Source organism: Candidatus Avelusimicrobium sp. (assembly GCF_056976295.1).
Genome location: NZ_DBMCTG010000003.1, coordinates 1 through 21,629, shown reverse-complemented (window position 1 = coordinate 21,629; position 21,629 = coordinate 1). Strand labels below are relative to the sequence as shown.

The following is a 21,629-nucleotide window of genomic DNA, read 5'->3' as shown; positions in this document are numbered from 1 at the left end:
TCCTAACATTGGGTCTGGCAAGCGGCCAGCCCGGCTGATTGAATTTTTGAATTTTCGTCCTGCAAGGTTTCGGTATCTTGCGGATAGAAATCGGGTAATTTTAAGCGGCAGGTTTTGCTGTGTACACAAGGAGAATCTGTGCAAGTGCAGTCGGTCCATTTTTTGGTGCAGGAACAGTTTTTACCGTCGCATTGAATTTCGGCTGATAATAAAAATTGCGAGCCTGTTTTTTTGCATTGGAGCATTTGCGCTCCGTTTGCGGCGCGCGGTGCGGTATATTCCTTTGCACTCCAACGTGCCCCCGCTACGGCCCCCAACACAAGTAATACGGCGGCGCACATACCCCACGTTACGGAGCGTTTCCACGCGTGGGACGGCCGTTCTTGCAACCGGGCCCATACGCGGGCTTGGGCGCGGCCCTGCGGGTCAAAATCGGTTTGTGCGGCGCGTTTCTGCCAAGGCTGTTTAGTCATAGTTTTTCATCCCTTTGCGCATTTTGGTTACGGCACGGTTTATAATTGTGCCGACATTAGATTCGCTTAATTGGGATACTTGCGCGATTTGCCGGTTGTTTAGGCCGGAATAAAATTTCAGCGCTAAAATATCCCGTTCCCGTGCGGATAACTTGCCGAGGGCATTTGTCAGGTCGCGCCGGAAGGTATCCTGTCCCAGATTTTTTAAAGGGGAGTCGCCCGCATATACAGGGGCGGATTCCTCTGTTAGCGAAAATACATTTTTTACCCAATATAACCGCCAATACATATTGGTCTGGTTGCGCGCAATCGTAAAAATCCATTGGGTAAATTCACCTTTTTGTTCGTCAAACGAAGCCCAATGCTCATATGCGTTCTTCCACGCCGCTGCGCATAAATCTTCGGCGGTGGCGTGATTGCGTACGCGCGAAAAAATATACGCGTACACCCGCTTAAAATAAGTATTGTAAAGGTCTTCAAATGACGTCATCTATATAGAATATGCCCGGCTGCAAAAAGTATCACACTAATTATTTTATCTTTTATGAGGAGAAAAAACTCCCGGCCTTTTTAAAAAGACCGGGAATAGGTAGTTTTTTTATTTTTTTAAGCAAGCGGCTGCATCTTGTACGATTAACTCCGGTGTTAAGTGGTAACGCGCATAGAGTTCCGGCAAAGGCACTCTGTCGGTAAATTCCTTTTGGGAGCCAAAGTTGAGCACTTTCATTTCGCCGTTGCCGTAGAATGAGGCAATTTTCTCGCCAAAACCGCCGTTTACTTCGCCGTCTTCCAGCGTGAGTACGAGTTCGTGCTCTTTTTTAAGGGTGTTGAGTACCTCTTCGTCCAACCCGGTTAAATAGCGCGGGTTAATAAGCGTAGCGTTAATGCCCAGTTTGGCTTGGAGTTCGGTGCAGACCTTTTCGCCCAGTTGGAAGAAAGACCCTGCCGCAATAACAGTCACGCGGGAACCTTTTTCCACCACTTCGTAGCGGTTCAAGACGGAGTAGTCTTTTTCCACGGGGCGGTGGGCGTGCGTAAGCGGGGCGAACGGCACGCGGATAGCCACAGGATCTTGGGTTTGGTTGACGGACCAATCCAGCATGGCCAAATATTCCTCTTTTGACGTGGGCGCCAAATAAACCATATTGGGAATATTGGAAATTAAGGGAATATCAAAGGTGCCCAAGTGCGTGGCATCTCCGGCTGAAATTCCACCCCAATAAACCAAAAGGGTGGCCGGATTTTTGTTAAGTGCCAAATCTTGCGACAGTTGGTCGTAGGTGCGCTGAATAAAGGAACTCAAAACCGCCAATACGGGTTTGGCTCCGCCCGCAGCCAGGGCAGAGGCGGCGGCCACAGCGTGTTCCTCGGCAATGCCCAAATCGGCAAAGCCCTTGCCCAGTTTTGCGCGCACATCTGGCGTTAAGGCGACTGCGCCGGGCGTGGCCGGGTTCAGCACGATAAAGGAAGAATCCTCCGCGTGCTTTTTAAGTATATAGTCCACGGTTACGGAATCGTACGTTTCCTGCGGGGCCGGAGCGGGTTTGGGGTCTAATGCGCCGGGCAGAATCCAGTGGAAGGCTTCTTTATTGGCCACGGCTTCCGCGCAACCTTTACCCTTTAATGTGTGCAAGTGTAGCACGGTGGGGCGCGGAGTGTCTTTTACTTGTTTAAAAGCGGCGATTAGAGAAGATAAATCGTTGCCGTCGTCCACATACACATAATCAAAGCCCAAGGCTTTAAAATAGTTGCACTCGGCTTTGCCTTTGGTTTGGCGCAGGAGAGCCAGGTTGCCATATAAACCGCCGTGGTTGGGGGCGATAGACATTTCGTTATCGTTTACCACAATAATAATGTTGCTTTTTAAAGCCCCCGCGTTGTCTAACCCTTCAAAGGCTTCGCCGCCGCTCAAAGAACCGTCGCCAATGACGGCCACAATATTGTTCTTTTCGCCTTTCAAATCACGCGCCATTGCCAGGCCTACTGCCAAACTGGGGGCGGTAGAGGTGTGGCCCACTACAAAGTGGTCGTGGACGCTTTCCTGCGGGTTGGTGTAGCCGGAGATTTTGCCGTAGTTGGACGGGTCTGTAAAATATTGTTTGCGCCCGGTCAGCATTTTATGCGTGTAACATTGGTGAGATACGTCAAACACAAACTTATCTTCGGGCGAGTTGAACACATAGTGCATTGCAATCGTGGGTTCAATAAAGCCCAGGTTTGGGCCGAAGTGGCCGCCTGTTGCGTTTACCTTGACGATTAAAGTCTGGCGGATTTCGTCCGCTAAGGCGGTTAATTCCGCCAAAGAGAGATTTTTTAAATCTTTCGGGTCGTTAATTTTGTTTAATACGTTCATTTTATTCTCCTAACAATTTTTTCCGGCTTCGTAGGCTTCTTGAAATACGGGAAGATTTTTTACTTCACCTTTCTGCCAGGCTCCCGTACCGTAAATAATTCCTTTTTCTCGTGTGCCGTCCAGGCAGTCCGCGGTAAATCCGCGCAGGGCTTCCAAGGTGCGCTGCATATTTTTATGGCTGGTGTCGGCGGCGGTAATGATAAAATAAAAATCTTTATCGGAAATTTCGCTGTATCGCGGAACGGTGCGGTCAATAAATGTTTTTAACTGTCCGTCCATACTGTAAAAATAAACTGGCGTAGCCAAAACGATTACGTCTGCTTCCACCATTTTGTTTAAAAGTTCACCCATACCGTCTTTTTGCACGCATTTGTGCGACGTGTTGCATACGCCGCAACCCAAACAATAGTTAATTTGGTGTTCGCGCAGGGCAATTTTTTCAGCGTGATGCCCGGCGGATAAGGCTCCTTTTAAAAATTGGTTACATAACAAGTCGGAATTGCCGTCCTTTCTGGGACTGGCAGAAATAATTAATACCTTTTTAGACATAACTTCCTCACTTTAAAAGTTTTTTCTCACAAGCGACAATTTTGTCCTCGTAAACAGAAATTTTATAGTTTAAACGTTCCAGCGTTTGTTGCATTCCTTCAATGCGTTGTTTTAAGCGGTCCCGCTCGGCAATTAGCAGATGTTTGCGCTTTTGCAAGGTGCGGTTTCCCTTGCGGTAGAGTGTTACATATTGCGTAAGCGTTTCTATGGATAGCCCCGCCCCGCGCATACATTTAATAAATTCCACCCAACCGCAATCCGTTTCGGTGTAATCGCGCACTCCGCTTTCCTTGCGGTTTACCGGGGGGATAAGCCCGGCTTTTTCGTAATAGCGCAAGGTGTCCGCGGGCAGACCGTATTTTTCACTCACTTCCGAAATGGTCATATTCTTCTCCTTTTAAGCCTGTACATATATTTTAATTCTTGGAGTTGGCTCCAAGTCAAGAAGTAATTTGAAAATAAAAAAGGCTCCCGTCGGGGAGCCTCTTTCAAAAGTAGTTATTTTTAGGCCGGATTCGCAGCGGCCGTTTGTGGGGAGCGGACCTTTTTGGTGCCCAACAATCCGCAGATTAAGGCACCCAAAGCGCAGGTAACAAAGGTAATTCCGGCGGAGTGCATCATATTGCCAAGTCCTACCAAGGGGGAAACAATGCTGCCGAATAAAAATCCTGCCGCCCCCAAAACAGCCGACCCTGTACCCGCCTGCCCGCGTACGGCGTCCATTGCAAGTGTAGTTGCCGCCGTAAAGGAAAGTCCCGCCATAAACAGCAGTACAAAGAGCAGGCCCTCAAACACTATAATAGAACTGTCCGCAAACAAGGCCGCGCTTAATAAAATACTGCAAACCAGCATCCCCAAGCAACTGGTTAAAATGCAATTTTCCTGGCGTTTGAATTTGACCGACAACCCTGCGCCGATACCAATCGCTACGGCATTAACTGCAAAAAACAGACTGAACGCCAACGGGCTAAACCCGTAATGTTCCTGTATGATAAAGGGCGAGGCCGCAATATACGCAAACAAAATACCCAAGGCAAAGGCCTGTTCCAACACGCAAAAAATATATTTGCGGTTTTGAAAGACCGTTTTAAATACCCCAAAGGTTTTGGAAAGTTTTTCCTTAGAGCGTTTGGCGCGGGATAATGATTCGTTAAAATGGACACACGCTCCTGTCAGCAAAAGGCCGATGGCAAACAATACTATAAACACACTTTGCCAGCCGGTTACTTTTAAAATGGCTCCGCCGATAACAGGTGCGGCAACGGGCGCAATACCGTTAATCGCGCCGATAATAGCCAGGGCTTTTGCTAAGTTAGCGGACTTGAACTTATCCGTAGCAATAGAGCGGGAGATGACAATCCCGCCTGCGGCGGCTAAACCTTGTATCAAGCGCAGGGATACAAATACTTCTATGGTCGGCGCAAAAATACAGGCTACCGTGGATAACAGGAACAGAACCATAGATGCGAGTAGCGGTTTCCGGCGGCCGTATTTATCGCTTAACGGGCCAAAAACAATTTGCCCCGCGGCTAACCCCAGCATAGAAAACGTCAACCCTAACTGCACCATAGAAGCATTGGTGTTAAAGAACGACGTCATTGCCGGAAGGCTGGGTAAGTACATATCGGTTACGAACGGGCCGAAAGCCGTCAGCATACCCAGAAAGACAAATAAAAAAAGGCCGTATTGCGCCTTTTTGTGGAGTTTCCCTGCCAGGTTTTGTTGTGTTTCATACTTATATTGTAACTTTTTTGGAGCAAAAACAGAGCCGGTTCTCCGGCTTTTTGCACTGTTTTCTGCTAGGGCAGGGGTTATAGTTTTCCGCCCGCTGGGGGTAAAATAATGCGGGTTTTTATTGGCGGTGCCTTAAATATTTTTCCAGGGAAAAGCAGAAATAGGTACAATATATATATGAAGCGTACCTGTCAATGGCTGTTAATTTTTGCTTTGCTATCGTACTGTGCCCCCTTTGCGGCGGCGCAGAAACGCTTGCCGTCCGTGCGCTTGCCGGGCAAAGCGGGCGCGGAAATATTGCCTAAAATGTTCCGTGTTCCATTGGTAAAAATTCCCGTGGTGCGGATGCCGGTCGGGCCGCAGATTTCGGCCTTGTTGGCTACCCCGGCTGTGCCGTCTTTTACGGTGCAAACGCCGTTGCGCCCGGTGGTTTTCCCGGGTAAAAAAGATATTGATGCCGTTATTTTTGACTTAGACGGTACGCTATTAGATTCCTTGTGGGCATGGGAAAATTCCGGGGTGAACTTTTTGCGCACACAGGGGATTAATCCGCCCGAAGGGTTTAACGACCAGTTAGCCCAACTGTCGCTTATGGACGGAGCCAAACTGGTTAAAGAAAAATATAACCTGCCCCAATCGCCTGAGGAAATTTTGCGCCTGACATTGGCCCCTATCCGCGAGCGCTATTTCCATACCATTATGCCCAAGCTGGGGGTGCCGGAACTCTTGCGCCGTTTGAAAGAGCAGGGGGTGAAGATGTGTGTGGCTACGGCCTCGGATAAAGAATTAACCATAGCGGCTTTAAAACGCACGGGGCTATTGCCTTATTTTGATTTTATCTTAACGTGTGATGAGGTCGGGGCGGGGAAAAGAACTCCCGTCATTTACGAAGCCGCCCTCAAAAAATTAGGCACGCAAAAAAAGCGTACCTTGGTGGCGGAAGATGCGCTCTATGCCTTGACGACTGCACACCAAGCGGGCTTCCCCACGGCGGGGATTTTTGATATGCACTCCGCCAAGGACCAGCCGGCGGTGCAAAAACTTTCCACTTATTATATTCCGTCCTATACGGCTGTGCAGCCGTAAGTTGAAAAAAGTATAATAAAGCATAATTTCTAAGCAAGGAGCCGCCTGTGCGTGCACAAGCCAAAAAATGGGTCGTTACCGGGGGAGCGGGGTTTATCGGTTCGCATATTATCAAAGAACTGGTTTCCCGCGGACAAGAAGCGGTAGCAGTGGATAATTTTTCAACAGGCTCTCTTTCCCATTTATCTTCTGTTCAAAACAAAATTAAAGTTATTCCGGCTGATATCGGTGATTTTCCTGCCCTTTTAAAAGCCTTTCAGGGGGCCGATTATGTGCTGCACCACGCAGCCCTTGTTTCCGTGCCCCGCTCGGTGGAAGATCCGCAACTGACTTGGCAGATAAATGTGTCCGGCACGCTTAACGTGTTGGAAGCCGCCCGCCAGGCAGGTGTAAAACGTGTGGTGTTTGCCTCGTCTTGCTGCGTGTATGGCAGTTCCTCTAAACCGTGTAGGGAAAGTGCGCCCAAGCATCCCGGTTCGCCTTATGCCCTTTCCAAACAAATCGGCGAAGAATTATGCCGTTTTTACACACAAACATATGGGTTAGAAACGGTGTGCTTATGTTATTTTAACGTCTATGGAGCCGGGCAAAACCCAAATGGGGCTTATGCGGCGGTGATTGCACAGTTTTTGCAGTGTGCGCTAAAAGGACAACCGGTGCGCATAGACGGCACAGGCCGCCAAAGCCGCGACTTTATCGCCGTAGAGGACGTAGCACGCGCCAATATTTTGGCCGCTCAAAAAGGGGTGCCCGGCGAAACATATAATGTAGCGTGTGGGAAAAGTTATTCCTTGCTAGCCTTGTTGCGCCTGATTGAACAAACCACACACCAAAAATTGGCCCGCACTTTTGCCCCTAGCCGCGCGGGAGATGTGCGCACCTCGTCTGCCGATATTTCCAAAATTTCCCGGTTAGGTTTTAAGCCCCGAATAATGCTTCAAACGGGGATTGCCCGCCTGTGGCATACCTTGCAACAATAATCCTTTTGTACGCTTTCGCTCCGCCCCGAATTATGCTATATTATGGGGGAAGAAGTACCATATTCAGGAGGGGAATACAATGTGGGAAAAAGACATTAATATTAATGAAGTTCGCGAAATTCGCAGCCGCACGCTGGTTTATTTTGGCGTAGGTGCTATTGCCAAAATTGCCGATATCTGCAAAGATTTAAAAGCGCGCGGAATTAATAAGGTGCTCGTGATGACCGGGCGCGGTGCTTACAAAAAAACAGGTGCGTGGGACCACGTTACAAAGGCTTTTGAAACTACGGGTATGCAGTATGTGCATTACGACCAGGTAACGCCGAACCCGAATACCCACCACGTCAATGATGCCGTAAAAATGGCGCACGACTTTGGCGCACAGGCGGTTATTGCCATTGGCGGCGGTTCTGCTATTGATGCGGGCAAAAGTGCGGCTATTTTGCTTAAATATCCGGGCAAAACTGCCGAAGATTTATATACTTTCCAATTTACGCCGTCAGAAGCCGCCCCGATTATTGCAATTAACCTTACGCACGGTACCGGCTCCGAAGCCAACCGCTTTGCAGTAGTCAGTATTGAAGAAAAGAACTTCAAACCGGCCATTGCGTATGATTGCATTTATCCGCTCTATTCTATTGATGACCCGGCCTTGATGACGGGCCTTGCCGAAAACCAGACACGCTATGTGTCCATTGATGCGGTAAACCACGTTGTAGAAGCCGCCACCACGAAAGTAGCCTCTCCGTATGCGATTGATTTGGCTATTTCCGTAGTCAAATTGGTGGCTGAATACTTGCCGGTGGCCTTAAAAGACCCCAAAAACTTGGAAGCGCGTTATTTCTTGGCCTATGCGGCCTTGGCGGCGGGTATTGCGTTTGATAACGGTATGTTGCACTATACGCACGCGTTGGAGCACCCGCTTTCCGGCGTGAACCCGAACTTGACGCACGGCTTGGGCTTGGCGATGTTATTGCCGGCGGTACTCAAAAACATTTACCCGGCCCGCCCGGCTACTTTGGCTGATGTGCTTGCGCCTATCGTGCCCGGCTTAAAAGGTTGCGGGTGCGAAGCCGAAAAAGTGGCTGAGGGAGTGGAAAAATGGCTCTTTTCCGTCGGCTCTACGCACAAACTGCTGGACGAAGGGTTTAAAGCGGAGGATGTGGATAAACTCGTGGAATTGGCGTTCAATACACCGTCTTTGGACGGTTTGTTGGGCTTGGCTCCTACCGAAGCAACGAAGGAAGCCGTCCGCGCGATTTATACCGAATCGCTTAAACCCTGCCACAAATAAGTTTTACTTGGCAAAAAAAAGCCCCCGGAAAACCGGGGGCTTTTTGATGTAATTCTACCGCAAAACTTTGTTGCCGCGCATATAATCAAAAAATTGTTTTACGCGGCTGTCGCACAATACGTCTTTTACCGCGATATCCTTTTTTAAATGTACCCCCGCCAAGGTTCGGCACCGGCTTAATGCCACATAGGTTTGCCCGGGCGCAAAAGCCCCTCTCCCGATATCTAAATAAATACTGTCAAACGTCAGCCCTTGTGATTTGTGTATGGTAATGGCCCAGGCCAGTTTTAGTGGATATTGCTTAAAAAATCCTTTTACTTTGGGTTGCAACTTTTGTGTAAGTGCGTTAAATTCGTAGCGTACATCTTCCCAGACGTGCGGTTCCACTTGATACACACACCCTTTCAATTCCACCTGTATAAAGTCCGGGCCTAAATCATATACGGTGCCGATATCTCCGTTTACCCAGTTATCATCATTAACGAGCATCATAATTTTAGCGCCTTTTTTTAGGTGGAGCGTTTTATCCGCGGGCGTAGCCTTGCCGAAAGAGTCATCAGCGGTGGCTTCGTAGGCAAACTCCTTGCCGGGGAGTAAGGATAAATAATGTACATTACGCCAAGCGGCATCGCGGTTTGTGGGGGCTAAAATAATGCTGTTTTCAAAATTTTCCGGCAATTCAAAGGTTTTGCGCGCGTTGAGCAGGCTGTCTAATTGTGGTTGGGTTACGTTGCCCTCGCGGATTAAATTGAGTAAATTGGCATAATCGGGGTCGGCCTTTTGGCGGAAAATGCGGCGCAATTCAAATACTTCCGGAGGCAAACGGCGTAAGACTTGTGCTTCAAAAAAGTACGGACTTTTGTAAATTTGGCGGAAATAATCAAATAGCCCGCCCGTGCTGGATTCTTCTACCGGCGGCAACTGGAATAAATCCCCGAATAAAACAATTTTTTTACCGCCGAAAGGTTCTTCTGTATGCGTGGAAATTTGCAAAATATAGTCTATCGCATCTAATAAATCGGCCCGGAGCATAGAGGCTTCGTCAATAATAATGGTATCTACGGCATCTACGGTTTTGCGCGGCAATCGTTTGAGGTTGCTTTTGTCTAACAGGTTTCCGGGTTTTAAATGGAAAAAAGAGTGTACTGTCTGTCCGTGTACATTAATAGCCGCAAGGCCGGTGGTAGCCAGAACCACTGCGTTTTGTGCGGTGTGTCTGGCAAAATAGCGCAACAGGGTGGTTTTACCCGTGCCCGCACGGCCCGTGATAAAGATAAGCGGCATAACGGGCGGTTTGGCTTCCAGCAAGGATAAAGCGTCCTTAAATTCATCGGTTAAAATAATGTTAGCATCTGGTGCGGGCATATTTAAATTATAGCAATTAGACCGTTGCCTTATCTGCTTGGGAAAAAAGACTATGTGTTGAAGGGTGGGAAATAGTAAAAATTGTTGATTGGTGGCTTGCTAAGTGTAGAAGGGCTTGAATCGTTTTTTTTTTTTGGTAAATTTTGAGTATGCTCAAAATTTACCAAAAAGAGAGGTAGTGATGAAAAAAGCGAATACGGGGCGATTAGGCCGCTTATTATGGAAAGTGGGAAAAGGCTCCTTGCGAAAAGGTTTGGCCGGCTTTACATTGATAGAATTATTGGTTGCTGTCCTGATTATCGGCATTTTAGCGTCGGTAGCGATGCCGCAATATAATAAGGCTGTGGAAAAAAGCCGCGCCACACAGGCTTTGGCAATTTTAAAATCTTTATACGCTGCACAGGAAACCTATTATATGGCAAATGGCTCGTATGCGACCTCATTTGACGAGTTAGACCTCAGCGTTCCGTGGACGGGGACAACCAAATGGTTTACTTTGGGACATGATACCAGAGCAAATGAAAATTGGTCATTACAAATCTATAACGATGGAATGGGAAATTGTGCTATTTATTTAGGGCGTATTTCAGGCGAATATAAAGGGGCGGGGTGGACGATTGGTTTGTCTGGTGGTAGCGGTGGAGAAAACGGCACATTGTTTTGTGGCGAGCGGAAGAGTATCGGTATTTCGTATGAAAAAGAAGCAGGCAGTTATTGCGTACAAATTTTTGGCGGTACAAAAGTGTTTGAAGACCCCGGCTTGCGCCGCTACCGTTTGCCGTAAATTTTCTTGAAAATTCTAGCAAAAAGATTATAGTATAAAATATATGAAAACTTTTTTTACCTTGCTTTTTGCTTTATTTGTAACCCCGTTGGGGTGGAGTGCCCCATTTGGCTTTTTGCCGGGGGCGGAAAATATAGATAATCCGAGCGCCCCGTCTGCCTTGCTGCGTAAGATAGTATCGGGTGAGCCGGTTTGCGTGGCGGTGCAAAGTTTCCGCCAGAACGAAACGCGCACTGAGGAAGAATACTTGGAAATGTTGCGCCAAAGTTATCAGGAGTGGTTTGATTTTACGCTAAAAACCGTACGGCAAGCCGGACGAGAGGACGAATTTAAAGATTTGCTTCCCGCTTTGCAAACCCAAGTAGTTGTGCGCAAGGACTGCCCCCAGCCGGATATTAATTTCTTTGTTATTCCCGCTAATCAAATGAAAACGGTATGTAAGGCCTCTTCGGCCTTGGCGTGTGTGGATGTAGCATCCAGACCCTACAAAATGTATTTTTCACCTAAAAAAGGTCTTGCAAACTGGGCCCAAGGGGGGAACGATAAATTATTGTCGCACGAGTTAGGGCATACCCTTGGCTTTGCGGACCAGTATCCCTATGGGCGCATCAACTCCTCTATGGCATATCACACGCCGGACAGCAGTAAAGGGATAATGTCAGTTGCCAAGGCGGGGATAAAATTTTCGTGTGATGAAGCGGACGGGTTTATCAACTTGTTAGATGTTGGTGTATATGGCAAGGCGCGCGGCGGTAAGGACGGATGGCGCAGTTTTTGTCCTAAACGCACATACAGATATGTACAGGGCCGCCCCACCAGCAACGATAAATATGCCGTAGAGGTAATACCTCCCAATGTGGTGGTGATGACCTTTGGCAAAGAAGGGATGTTGCAAAATACACAGTATTTCCCCGATGCCAAGGATTATTCGTTTGATATACAAACTGTTTTTACACCGGAGGAAACGGATAAATCGGGCCGGTTGCTTTATGGGAAAAGTGATAAGGGCGAAGAAATGTATTGCTCTTATATGTATGAGCGCAAGCGGTGTGTGGCCACAAAAGAGGCGGCCAATGTGGCCTTGTGGGAGGATTACTTCCCGCATAAGAAGGTGCATATTGTAACCTTGGCCTATTCCTCTCCCAAGGGAAAAAGTATTTGGTTAAATTATTTTGAAGGCAAGGACGAAAAAATTTTGGTTTATAAAGGGCCGGATGGAATTTTTGAATTTGGTTTTTCCTCGGGGATGTTTGTAATAAAAGGGCGTCAGGTGTTTGGAAAAAAATCTGAGCCGGAAAAAGAGCCTGCATCTCCGCAAGAGGCGTTGTTGCAACGCAAAGCGCAGCAAGCCGCCGAACGAGCGCAGCAGGAGCGTGTGGAAAAGTTATTATTAACCTTTTATGATAGATATGTAGAAGGCAATATGCCTGTTGCCGGAGAATAGCAGGTGGCCCGTTCCTTGATTTTAATAGTAAAAAACAGCCCCGCGTAAATCAAAAACGCGGGGCTGTGCGATTTTGTGCAAAAGATTATTCTTGGTAATCCTTTAACATTTTGGTACGGCTGGGGTGGCGCAGTTTGCGGATAGCCTTGGCTTCAATCTGGCGCACGCGTTCGCGCGTAACATTAAACATTTTACCCACTTCTTCCAAGGTGCGCGGATAGCCGGAGTCAATTCCAAAACGCAGGCTGATAATTTTGGCCTCTCGTTCCGAAAGCGTCGCCAATACATCAGCCACTTCCTGCTTGCGCAAAAAGTCCACTGCCGCACTGGTGGGGTTTGGCCCATTCTTATCTTCAATAAAGTCTTCCAAGTTGGAATCCTCATCCTCTCCAATTGGTGTAGAAAGGGAAATTGGGTCCTGCATAATTTTCAGCACGCTTTTTACCTTTTCCACAGACAGGCGGAGTGTTTTGGAATAATCTTCCAAGGTTGGCTCACGGCCGTGTTCCTGGCGGAATTTGTTAGTAACCTTAGTCAGTTTGGAAACTAATTCCTTCATATGCACGGGAATACGGATTGTATTGGCCTGGTCGGCAATGGCGCGGTTGATACTCTGGCGAATCCACCAGGTAGCATAGGTGGAGAATTTAAAACCGCGTTTGTATTCAAATTTTTCCACGGCTTTCATTAAGCCCAAGCCACCCTCTTGAATTAGGTCGGAGAGTTCCAGGTTGGAATTGACGTGCTTTTTGGCAATAGAAACCACCAAACGCAGGTTGGCTTTGATTAATTTTAATTTGTCCTGCAAAATCATATCCTCAAAAAACACGATACGGTCGTTAAAGGACAAAAACTCCTTTTCCGTCATCGGGAGCATATCCACCATTTGCGCGTGGCGGCGCTGGACGTCTTCAATGTTTGATAAGGCGCGTTCTAACTCCGGTAACGTAAATTTGGTGGCCTTTTTAAATTCCTTTTCCGTCATTTTGCCCGCTTTAAATTTAGTAACCAGTTTTTTGACGTCCTCGTATTTGCCGAAGTAATCGTCAAAGCGTTGCATATCGTTGCGGGTTTCGGTCAAACGGTCGGCCAAGTTTTTGATTTTGTTGGTCAGACGTTTGATTTTATTTTGGTTCAAATTTAATTTGGTAATGGTCTGCACGACTTCTTTTTGCTTGGCTTCCAATTTTTCAATGGCATTATTACGTTTTTTGTCGGTCAGGTTGCCCTCGCGCAATTCCTTCATTAATTTGGTAATTTCCTGCTCACGCTTGCCGATAAATTGCGCCGCATCTTTAAGTTTTTTGCGCATATTGTTTAGTTCGCGTGTCGTGCGTTTGCCGCGGGGCATCAATTCCTTGGTGGTCATTTCTTCTTGGTCCACCAATTCTTCCCAGTTGCAAATTTCGCGCATCGTGATAGGCGATTCCAACACCAATTTGCGCAGTTCCTTTTCGCGTTCGCGGATATTGCGTGCGAGTGTGATTTCTTCGTCGCGCGACAAAAGCGGTACTTTACCCATTTCGGACAAATACATCCGGATAGAGTTGGAAATGTCCGGGCTGGCGGAGGACCAATCTTCGCTTAATGCCTCTTTATCGGCGGCGGAGACGGACTTGAATTTCTTTTGGTCCACGACCTGAATGCCCAAATCGTCCAGCGTGCCCATCACGCCGTCAATGTCTTCCGCGCTCATATCCGACGCGGCGATAGAGCGGTTCAAATCTTCCAACGATAAGAACCCGCTTTCTTTGCCTTCTTCTACTAAATCTTTCAGCGCTTTATTTCCCGATGCCATAATTTCCTCAACTGCGATATTTTTTTAATTTGTTTTGCAATTCTATATATTTTTTAAAAACTTCCGGCGGTACATTTCCTGCGCCAAGTTGCTTCATCTGGCGGCGGACCGCTTGTAATTGTTTATGCAAGCCGCTTTGCTGCAATTTAGCCGCACAGGCGGCAATGTCGCGCGCCGGGTCAAAATCTTCCGGCGTTTGTAAAAGGGCCAACTTTACAAATTCACTCTTTTGCGCAGGGACCAATTTAGCCGCTTCCTGGGCTAAATCCGGTGCCTGCGGATGTTCCATATGCGCCCGGACCAATGTTTCAAACAAGTTCCAGGCGGCGGGTGTGGAAAAATCTTCCCGCGTGAGTTCGGAGCATAAAACCAAATGGGCCGGACTCTTTAAAATCCACGACAACAAATCTTCTTCTGCCGGAGTGGCAATGGCATTTTCCAATACCGCTTGCTGTCGGCGGAAACGCGACGCGGGTACATAAGATGCTTCCCGCAGCCGTTCCATTACTAATTCTTCATCTACGCCCAAATGTTCGGCCACATATTTGGCCCACTCGCGCCGGACGATTTCATCCGGCTGTTTAGAAATCGTTTCCGCTAATTCGGATACCAAGCGTGTTTTGTCCTGTGCTTGGATAGGTTGCTCACATTGGGAGAGCAATAACCGGGTGTGAAACGCAATTAAATCTTGGGCGTTATTTAAAATTTCTTCAAAATTTTCTTTTCCGTACTTGGCTATATATTCGTCCGGGTCCAATCCGTCCGGCAGCGAGGCTACTTTTACAAAGAGTCCGCGCTCAATCAAAATAAGCCCGCCGCGCAAAGCGGCTTTGATTCCGGCGGAGTCCGGGTCAAACAGGACAATTACCGTGTCCGTATAACGCCTTAACAGCCGGGCGTGTTCCTCGGTCAAACTGGTTCCCAAAGGTGCTACGGTATAACCCGCGCCCGCCTGGTGGCAAGCGATAACATCCATATACCCTTCCAGGAGTACGGCTTTCCCGGCTTTGCGGATTTCGGGGCCTGCAAAATTTAGCCCGTAGAGGACTTGGCTTTTGGTAAATAAAACCGTTTCGGGCGAGTTTAAATATTTGGGTTCGCCTTCGCCCAAAATGCGTCCGCCGAAACCTACCGTATCGCCCCGCTGGTTGATAATGGGGAACATCAGGCGGCTGCGGTAATAATCCCGCGGACCATAGGCGGTTAACACACAAAGCCCCGCCTCTTTTAAATCTTGATCCGTAAACCCCGCGGCGCGGGCTTCTTTGGCCAGGGCGGTGGGGTCATTTTTAGCAAAGCCCAACTCAAACTTTTGACAGGTTTCTTTGGTCAAATTGCGCTCTTTCACATACGCGCGCGCGAAATCGCCGTTAGCCGACATTAAATTTTTATGAAAGAACGCTTTTGCAAAGTCCAACAACTTGCGCAACGTGGCGCGCCGGATTTCCTCGCCTGTTAAAGGGCGCATAGGCTTGTATTCCAAGCCGGCTTGCCCGGCCAATTTTTCAAGTGCTTCGTTAAAGGATAAATTTTCAATCTTCATCAAAAAATCAAAAATATCCCCGCCTGCCTGGCAACCGAAACAATAGAACAACCCCTTTTCGCTGTTGCAAGTGAAGGAAGGGGTCTTTTCTTTATGAAACGGACAGCAGGCTTTGTAGGTTTTACCCGAGCGTTTAAGGCCCGGAACATATTGCCGGATAAATTCTACAATGTCCAATCTGTCCTTAATTTGTTCTGTGAGGTTATTATTCACGGTGCCGCCTGTTTTAGATTAAAGTTAAAGGCAAATAAGGCAATAGTCCGATACTTGCGTAAAGGACTATTGCCTGTGGTGTTACTTTAATTAAAAACGTCTGCGTTTGGTGCGGCGGGCGCGGCGTTGGGCTTCCTGCGATTTGATTTTTCTCTTTACGCTCGGAGGCATATACGTTTCGCGTCTTTTGATTTCTTTCAAAATGCCGTTCTTTTCGCATTCTCTTTTAAAGCGTTTCAGGGCTTCTTCAAGATGTTCGGCATCTCTTACTTTTACGAAAACCATTACTTTTTCACCACCTTCTACGGTTAATAGACAAAAATAAAAACGGTATTTTATACCTTATGTATATTATACCTTATTTTTCCTAAATTTTACGTTTTTTTCAGCCAGCGGGCCATAAAAAACGTCTGCCGGCCATTAAGTGGAAGTGTAAATGGTCCACGCTTTGCCCCGCGCCTTTACCGTTATTGGTTACCAGGCGGAAGTCCTTTAAATCAAACTGCTTGGCCAGTTTTTTGGCAACCAGCAAGATTTTGCCCAACAGCAAGGCGTCCTTTTCGTCCGCTTCCGATAAGCGCGCAATGTGCTTGCGGGGAATAATCAAAAGATGTGTCGGCGCTTGGGGGTTTAAATCTTTAAATGCCACCACGTCGTCATCTTCGTAAATCAGTTGGCTTTTAATAGAGCCGTCGGCAATGCCGCAAAAAATACAATTCATAAAGTTATTATACATATTTTTTCTTTTTACTTTTTGGGTCGCCAAAAAGTAAACAAAAAACTCGCAGACCGCACCCATAAAATCCAGTTCCGCACGGCGCATTTTACAACTCGCCTGTGGCTCAAACAAATAAAATGCTTTTTCCGTACGGAACAGATTTTATAAACGGGTTAAGGCCTGCACAAACGGCAACGGCGGACGCTTTTTATAAGCAGGACGAAGGGCGGGTATAAATAAGGGAACGGATTTTAGGGGGGAACACGGAGGCCTTGACTCGTTTTTTTTGATACAATACCCTGTAAGGGTTGAATTTCTGGCAAAGAATTATTATCCTATTAATCAGCCTTTAAATCAAATTGCTGAGGAGTTTTTATGAAAAAAGGGTTTACGTTAATTGAATTGTTGGTTGTAGTGCTTATTATCGGTATTTTATCCGCGGTTGCGTTGCCGCAGTATCAAAGGTCGGTTGGCAAAGCGGATGCGGCACAGTTATTAGTGGCTTTGAAGGCGTATGATACGGCGCGGGATGAGTATAAATTGGCCGGTAATGGCGGAAGTGGTTGGGCTGAACTGGCGGGGCGTGATGCCGTTATGGGAAATATTTATCCTGCGGAAAGTAGTGATTCCGATAATGTTGGAAATAAGTTTGAAGTTATGTATAGTTGGTCAAACAACACTTATGGCTATCAATATACCTATATTTATGATAAAAAAAGCAACTCTACCCTCTATTTGTGGGATTTTGGAACGGCAGGCGGAAACAGAGCGGAGTGCGACTATGATTCCACGCGGTGGAAGGCTCTCTGTGATGCTGTAAAAAGTACCCGTCTTACGGATGCAGATTGGACGTACGAAAAAATATAAGATGGTTAACAGCCGCCTCTAACTAAATTGAGCGCGGCTTTTTTATGCCCGAAAAATGCGCATCAACTCAAAAATTGGTATCATATATCTATATTGTATTTTGGAGACCCCAAACATGGCAAAAAACGACCTGACAACCAGAAACCTGATGTTAGACAGTTTGAAGCAATATGCTAAAAACCGGATTTCCTTTAATCTCATCCGGGAGCATGACGCCAAAAACGAAATTCCGTTAGACATTTTGAAAGAGATGTACGACCACGATGTGCTGGGGGTGCATCTTTTGCTTATTCCCGAAGAATATGGCGGACTCGGCGGACAAACCACCGAGATTTACCGCGTGTGCGAACAATTAGCCCGCATTGACTTGGGCATCGCCACCGGTGTTTTCGCCACCTTCCTGGGCAGCGACCCGATTAACGTCGGAGGTACCCCGGAACAAAAAGCCAAATGGTTCAAAAAAATCGCACAGGAAAATAAACTTGTGGCCTATGGCGCCACGGAAGCCGATGCAGGCTCTGACCTTGTTTCCTTGCGTACCCGTGCCGAACACGTCATCAAAGACGGTAAGGTCGTGGGTTACAAAATTACCGGCAGCAAGATGTGGATTTCTAACGGCGGTGTGGCCGATATTTACACGGTACTCGCCTTGGCTCCGGGCGGCCCGAGTTGGTTTATTGTAGAAAAGGGCACCCCGGGCTTTACCCAGGACGTACACGAAGATAAGCACGGTATCCGCTTGTCCAATACGGCGGGCTTAGCATTTGATGATGTTTATGTCCCGGCCGAAAATCTAATCGGTTTGAAGGAAGGCCAAGGTTTCCTGCAAGCGCAGGCCGTGTTCGGTTATACGCGCTTAATGGTAGCGGCTTTCGGTTTGGGCGGCGGCGAAGAAGCGGTGGAAACTGCTTTGCAATATGCCCAACAGCGCATTCAGGCGGGCGGCCCGTTGGCCCAAAAGCAGGGTTTTATGTTAAAACTCATTACCCCGCACTATGTCCGTTTTGAAGCCGCGCGTGCTTATATTGACTGGACGGCCAAACAGTTGGAAGTAAACAACCACGGTTTAGCCACCGAGGGCGCTATCGCCAAATTGTATGCTACCGAATCGGGCAATAAGGCAGCCGAAGACTCTATCCAAGCGATGGGCGGTTTCGGTTATACCAAAGAATTTGCGGTAGAAAAAATTAAACGCGACGTAAAAATTACCTGTATTTACGAAGGCACCAGCGAAGTGTTGGAAATGACGATTTTCCGCGGAAGATGGCAGGAACATTTAAAGAGCCGCGGACAATATTATTTGAACCAAGCCGCAGAGTTTGATGCTATCCACGCGCAGAACCCCAATGTGGGCGCCGACAGCGTGGCCTTGGGTTTTAGAGCGTTGGCCCGCGTGCTGGACGATTGCCGTATGAATAAACTTACGCGCCACCAGTATGTAACCTTTATGCTTGGCGACCTGATTAGCGAAATGGAAGTAGCCGCCGTGTTTACGCGCCAATGCGCCAACAAGGTAGTAACCGAAGGCAGCCGCTTTGATATCAATACGCTTAGCACGATGGCCCGCGTAAATGCCCGCCAGAGCGCATTCAAAACCGCTACGGATGGTATGCGCCTCATCTTGGGCACTTGCCCGGCGCTTAATGCGGCTGAACTCAGCCAAGCCGTCAACTTGGTCGGCATTGAAGAAAAAATGCTTGGGCTGATTGACGATATGGACGTAGTGTCCGCTAAACTTAGAGAAGTTTTCAAAAAATAGGATACTTATGAATATCATTGTTTGCATTAAACAAGTTCCCGATTCCACCCAAGTAAAGGTGGACCCGAAAACCGGTACGCTTATCCGTGCGGGCGTTCCCAGCATTTTAAATCCGTACGACCACTACGCTTTGGAAAAAGCCTTGGCGATTAAAGCCAAAACAGGTGCCAAAGTAACCGTACTTTCTATGGGCCCCCAGCAGGCTACGGCAGTGCTTCGCTTGGCACTTGCTTTGGGTGCGGACGAAGGCGTTTTGCTGTCCAGCCGCGCCTTTGCCGGTTCTGATACTTGGGCGACGTCTTATGCGCTTGCTATGGCGGTGCGCCATATCGGCCAGTATGATTTGATTCTCTGCGGTCAAATGGCTATTGACGGTGATACGGCCCAAACCGGCCCCGGTATCGCCTTCCATTTGGGTATCCCGCAAATTACGTTCTGCGAAAGCATTGACGCAAGCGGCAACCAAATTGTCGTCAAAAAACTTATTGAAGGCGGCCACCAGATTTTGGAAGCCGACCTGCCTGCTTTGGTTACGATGACTATGCCGCACGACTATGTGGCGAAATATCCTTCCTTTATGGCCGCGCACAAAGCGCAGGATAAAGTGATTCACGTTTGGACGGAAAAAGATGTAAATGCCGACCCGCATAAATTGGGGTTGGAAGGCTCTCCTACCCGTGTGGACCGCATCTTCCCGCCGCCGGCCAGACAGAAAGGCGAAATGTTCTCCGGCTCTGCCGTGGAACTTGCCGATAAGTTTGTAGAGATTTTGAAAAAGGAGAGTGTAATCAAATGATTCAAATTTCGGAAAAATGCGTAGGCTGCGGTAAATGTGTAGCCACCTGTCCTTTTGGAGCGCTCTCCTTGGTGAACCGCAAGGCGGTTGCCAACAATGCCTGTACGATGTGCGGTGCGTGCGTAAGCGCCTGCCCGGTGAAAGCCTTATCCTTGCCGGCAACGGGTGCGGCAAAGAAAGACCTTTCCGCCTACAAAGGCGTATGGGTGTTTATTGAAATTGCCGATGACGGACACAACCAAAAAGTCCGCCCGGTGGGTTTTGAACTTTTATCCAAGGGCCGCGAATTGGCGAACCAGTTGGGCGAGGAACTTTGCGCCGTAGTCATTGGCGAGGGTGTGGAAAAATACTTTGCCGAACTTTCCCAATACGGTACGGATAAAATTTATGCGGTCAGCAGCCCGGCCTATCATAACTATAATACCGCGGCTTATGCCAACGCAATGGTTACGCTGATTAAAAAGTATAACCCCAGCGTGGTGTTGTACCCGTCCACTTATATCGGGCGTGATTTGTCTCCGCGTATTTCGTCAGAACTGTTTGTCGGTTTGACGGCGGACTGCACGGGGCTTTCCATTAAGGACGGAAACTTGATTCAAACCCGCCCTGCTTTCGGCGGAAATATTATGGCCGACATTAAATGCCCGGACTATCGTCCGCAAATGTCCACCGTTCGCCCCAACGTGTTCAAAAAAGTAGTTACCACCCCCGGCAAAATGGCCCAAGTAGTCAGCGAAGCCATTGCCCTGCCTGCCGAGGCTGCCAAAGTGCGCATTATCAATACGCATATGGATCCGCCCGCCGCAGGTATGAAATTGGACGAAGCCGAAGTGGTTATCGCCGGTGGCCGCGGTATGAAAAACCAAGAAGGTTTTGACCTTTTGGAAACTTTGGCCAGCGAACTGGGCGGTACGGTCGGCGCTTCCCGCGCGGCGATTGACTTGGGGCTTAAACCCAAAGACCAGCAAATCGGTCAAAGCGGTGTAACGGTTTCTGCCAAATTATATGTAGCGTGCGGTATTTCCGGCGCGGTACAGCATATTGTGGGTATGGAACACAGCGACGTGATTATCGGTATCAATAAAGATGCGAACGCGCCGATTTTCAATGTTTGCAAATACGGGTTCGTCGGTGATGCGCACCAAATCTTGCCGCGCATTGTAGAAGGACTCAAAAAAACCAAATAACGGTTTTTACGGAATATCAAACACCCCCGGTTCTATGTGGAGCCGGGGGTTTTTCATATATAGGAAAATTTAATAATAGACCGCGTAGGAAATACTGCCCGGAGTGGGCGGAGGGGGAATCCCTAATTTGCGTTTGCGCTGGGTTTCTTTGCGTTGTTCTTGGAGGAGTATGCGTATCTGCATATCCACATAGGCGGCTTCTTCTGCGTTTAAATAGACAATACTTTCCTGTACGCTTACCGGGGCGGATATTTCTAACGGGCGGGTAAGTTCCTTCTTCATAAAAGCGGCCCAAGATAATAGTTTTTTTGTCATATATTATAGAATAGGTTTTTTAATATTTCCCTGCCAGGGTCAAAGGGCCCGCCGTAGGGGATAAAAAGGGCCTAGCCCTTGTTGGGCCTTTTGGCCCCCACTAGGGGTTTTCGTACCCAAGTGTTTTGTGGCCCGCGTTATTATTGTTGTCATCCCCGAGGGTTTCTGTCGGGGATCTGCCGTTTTTGTAAGAGAACCGCAACGGCGAACAACAGATTCCCGACTACGGCTTTCGGGAATGACGGCTTTCTAAGAAAGAGGTCATCCTGATTTCAGAATCTACATCTTGGGTAGTTCGTTGTTGTCTAAAAAGTCATACTGGAAGGTCTCTGTCCAGTATCCGTTGTTTTCCTCTTTTTGAGTAACGACAG

The 21,629-nt window shown here is 47.9% G+C and carries 21 protein-coding genes; 9 read left to right on the top strand and 12 right to left on the bottom strand.

Annotated elements, in window-relative coordinates; translation table 11 throughout:
• Positions 1 to 2: 2 nt before the first annotated feature.
• The 6 genes from ACZOTW_RS01920 to ACZOTW_RS01895 all read right to left on the bottom strand — a co-directional run bounded on the left by ACZOTW_RS01920 (position 3) and on the right by ACZOTW_RS01895 (position 5,091).
• Positions 3 to 473, bottom strand: coding sequence for a hypothetical protein (locus tag ACZOTW_RS01920; protein ID WP_428037793.1), 471 nt, complete (start codon positions 471 to 473; stop codon positions 3 to 5).
• The gene (locus ACZOTW_RS01915; protein WP_483997344.1) at positions 466 to 963 is read right to left on the bottom strand and encodes an RNA polymerase sigma factor; all 498 of its coding nucleotides are present in this window, start codon (positions 961 to 963) and stop codon (positions 466 to 468) included. Before ACZOTW_RS01915 ends, ACZOTW_RS01920 begins: the two co-directional genes overlap by 8 nt.
• Positions 964 to 1,071: 108 nt before the next feature.
• Positions 1,072 to 2,826: a 1-deoxy-D-xylulose-5-phosphate synthase gene (locus ACZOTW_RS01910; protein ID WP_483997343.1), complete on the bottom strand. Its 1,755-nt coding sequence runs from the start codon at positions 2,824 to 2,826 to the stop codon at positions 1,072 to 1,074.
• Positions 2,827 to 2,835: 9 nt separating this feature from the next.
• Positions 2,836 to 3,375 carry a flavodoxin family protein gene (locus ACZOTW_RS01905; protein WP_483997342.1) on the bottom strand — a complete coding sequence of 180 codons (540 nt, stop codon included), beginning with the start codon at positions 3,373 to 3,375 and terminating at the stop codon, positions 2,836 to 2,838.
• A gap of 7 nt (positions 3,376 to 3,382) precedes the next feature.
• On the bottom strand, positions 3,383 to 3,760 hold the full coding sequence (locus ACZOTW_RS01900; protein ID WP_483997341.1) for a MerR family transcriptional regulator: 378 nt from the start codon (positions 3,758 to 3,760) through the stop codon (positions 3,383 to 3,385).
• Positions 3,761 to 3,879: 119 nt separating this feature from the next.
• Positions 3,880 to 5,091, bottom strand: a complete 1,212-nt coding sequence (locus ACZOTW_RS01895) for a multidrug effflux MFS transporter (RefSeq protein ID WP_483997398.1) — start codon at positions 5,089 to 5,091, stop codon at positions 3,880 to 3,882.
• 195 nt (positions 5,092 to 5,286) lie between these two features.
• Here ACZOTW_RS01895 and ACZOTW_RS01890 point away from each other — a divergent pair, with 195 nt between their 5' ends.
• The 3 genes from ACZOTW_RS01890 (at position 5,287) to ACZOTW_RS01880 (ending at position 8,469) form a co-directional block, all read left to right on the top strand.
• Entirely contained in the window at positions 5,287 to 6,195 is a 909-nt protein-coding gene (locus tag ACZOTW_RS01890) for an HAD family hydrolase (protein WP_483997340.1), read from the top strand.
• A 47-nt stretch (positions 6,196 to 6,242) separates the two neighbouring features.
• Positions 6,243 to 7,175 carry an NAD-dependent epimerase/dehydratase family protein gene (locus tag ACZOTW_RS01885; RefSeq protein WP_483997339.1) on the top strand — a complete coding sequence of 311 codons (933 nt, stop codon included), beginning with the start codon at positions 6,243 to 6,245 and terminating at the stop codon, positions 7,173 to 7,175.
• A 79-nt stretch (positions 7,176 to 7,254) separates the two neighbouring features.
• Positions 7,255 to 8,469 (top strand): iron-containing alcohol dehydrogenase, encoded by a 1,215-nt coding sequence (locus tag ACZOTW_RS01880; RefSeq protein WP_428039826.1) that lies wholly within the window; start codon positions 7,255 to 7,257, stop codon positions 8,467 to 8,469.
• 54 nt (positions 8,470 to 8,523) lie between these two features.
• Here ACZOTW_RS01880 and ACZOTW_RS01875 read toward each other — a convergent pair whose 3' ends face one another.
• Positions 8,524 to 9,834: an ATP-dependent DNA helicase gene (locus ACZOTW_RS01875; RefSeq protein WP_483997338.1), complete on the bottom strand. Its 1,311-nt coding sequence runs from the start codon at positions 9,832 to 9,834 to the stop codon at positions 8,524 to 8,526.
• Between the two features lie 181 nt (positions 9,835 to 10,015).
• Here ACZOTW_RS01875 and ACZOTW_RS01870 point away from each other — a divergent pair, with 181 nt between their 5' ends.
• The gene (locus ACZOTW_RS01870; protein ID WP_483997337.1) at positions 10,016 to 10,618 is read left to right on the top strand and encodes a type IV pilin protein; all 603 of its coding nucleotides are present in this window, start codon (positions 10,016 to 10,018) and stop codon (positions 10,616 to 10,618) included.
• Positions 10,619 to 10,661: 43 nt separating this feature from the next.
• Positions 10,662 to 12,062 (top strand): hypothetical protein, encoded by a 1,401-nt coding sequence (locus ACZOTW_RS01865; protein ID WP_483997336.1) that lies wholly within the window; start codon positions 10,662 to 10,664, stop codon positions 12,060 to 12,062.
• Between the two features lie 85 nt (positions 12,063 to 12,147).
• Here ACZOTW_RS01865 and ACZOTW_RS01860 read toward each other — a convergent pair whose 3' ends face one another.
• From ACZOTW_RS01860 to ACZOTW_RS01845, 4 genes are all read right to left on the bottom strand, one after another.
• On the bottom strand, positions 12,148 to 13,860 hold the full coding sequence (locus ACZOTW_RS01860) for a sigma-70 family RNA polymerase sigma factor (protein ID WP_177747925.1): 1,713 nt from the start codon (positions 13,858 to 13,860) through the stop codon (positions 12,148 to 12,150).
• Positions 13,861 to 13,867: 7 nt separating this feature from the next.
• On the bottom strand, positions 13,868 to 15,616 hold the full coding sequence (gene dnaG / locus ACZOTW_RS01855) for a DNA primase (RefSeq protein WP_483997335.1): 1,749 nt from the start codon (positions 15,614 to 15,616) through the stop codon (positions 13,868 to 13,870).
• Positions 15,617 to 15,706: 90 nt separating this feature from the next.
• A complete protein-coding gene (gene rpsU / locus ACZOTW_RS01850; protein WP_087286540.1) occupies positions 15,707 to 15,901 on the bottom strand; it encodes a 30S ribosomal protein S21 in 195 nt (64 codons plus the stop codon).
• A gap of 100 nt (positions 15,902 to 16,001) precedes the next feature.
• Complete coding sequence (locus tag ACZOTW_RS01845; protein ID WP_428037778.1) at positions 16,002 to 16,337, bottom strand: histidine triad nucleotide-binding protein; 336 nt, start codon at positions 16,335 to 16,337, stop codon at positions 16,002 to 16,004.
• A 372-nt stretch (positions 16,338 to 16,709) separates the two neighbouring features.
• Between ACZOTW_RS01845 and ACZOTW_RS01840 the strand changes: the two genes are divergently transcribed.
• The 4 genes from ACZOTW_RS01840 to ACZOTW_RS01825 all read left to right on the top strand — a co-directional run bounded on the left by ACZOTW_RS01840 (position 16,710) and on the right by ACZOTW_RS01825 (position 20,943).
• A complete protein-coding gene (locus ACZOTW_RS01840) occupies positions 16,710 to 17,201 on the top strand; it encodes a prepilin-type N-terminal cleavage/methylation domain-containing protein (RefSeq protein ID WP_428045590.1) in 492 nt (163 codons plus the stop codon).
• A 115-nt stretch (positions 17,202 to 17,316) separates the two neighbouring features.
• The gene (locus ACZOTW_RS01835) at positions 17,317 to 18,960 is read left to right on the top strand and encodes an acyl-CoA dehydrogenase family protein (RefSeq protein WP_177747934.1); all 1,644 of its coding nucleotides are present in this window, start codon (positions 17,317 to 17,319) and stop codon (positions 18,958 to 18,960) included.
• 7 nt (positions 18,961 to 18,967) lie between these two features.
• On the top strand, positions 18,968 to 19,756 hold the full coding sequence (locus ACZOTW_RS01830; RefSeq protein WP_177747937.1) for an electron transfer flavoprotein subunit beta/FixA family protein: 789 nt from the start codon (positions 18,968 to 18,970) through the stop codon (positions 19,754 to 19,756).
• Positions 19,753 to 20,943 (top strand): FAD-binding protein, encoded by a 1,191-nt coding sequence (locus ACZOTW_RS01825; protein ID WP_177747940.1) that lies wholly within the window; start codon positions 19,753 to 19,755, stop codon positions 20,941 to 20,943. The genes ACZOTW_RS01830 and ACZOTW_RS01825 overlap by 4 nt, the downstream gene beginning before the upstream one ends.
• Before the next feature lie 69 nt (positions 20,944 to 21,012).
• Here the strand turns inward: ACZOTW_RS01825 and ACZOTW_RS01820 are convergent, their stop codons facing one another.
• Positions 21,013 to 21,258, bottom strand: coding sequence for a hypothetical protein (locus tag ACZOTW_RS01820; RefSeq protein WP_177747942.1), 246 nt, complete (start codon positions 21,256 to 21,258; stop codon positions 21,013 to 21,015).
• Positions 21,259 to 21,629 lie beyond the last annotated feature (371 nt).